Raw genomic sequence first — 403 nt, 5'->3', positions numbered from 1 at the left:
GCTTTCAGGCGGAATCAGCGTTGTGTTTTCGACAACCGTCTTGTAACCGTCTGCCTGTTTGAACAATACTTTCAACATCCTCGGATTGGTATCCAATTCAGGTAGTCCCATAGAGTCGTTTGGGATGATGTTTGCTTTGTCTTGCTTTTGCAGCACCAAAACGGCATCGGCTTGATTGTCGCCGTTTAAATCCCCCTCCACGCTTTTGATGATTTTCCAGCCTTTGGGCGCGTAAGCGGAAAAATCGGCGGCGCAAGCAGGCAGGACGATGCAGGATAAAAATATCAATATGCTGCGTTTCATAGCAATTCCTGATGATGGCAAATTCAATAGCCCGTAGCGCGGGCTTGGCTTGAGAAACCTAATGCCGAAACCGACTGATTTCAGATTTTGGCGAAACCCG

1 pseudogene is annotated in these 403 nt (G+C 47.9%); it reads right to left on the bottom strand.

Features of this window, described 5'->3' with window-relative positions:
• A pseudogene (locus HMPREF3277_RS06555) lies at positions 1 to 303 on the bottom strand (hypothetical protein); the annotation flags it as partial.
• Between the last annotated feature and the right edge of the window lie 100 nt (positions 304 to 403).

The organism is Neisseria sp. HMSC70E02 (assembly GCF_001838645.1).
Taxonomy (GTDB): Bacteria; Pseudomonadota; Gammaproteobacteria; order Burkholderiales; family Neisseriaceae; genus Neisseria; species Neisseria macacae.
The sequence above is the reverse complement of the archived record's forward strand: the minus strand, read 5'-3'. Positions and strand labels throughout refer to the sequence as shown.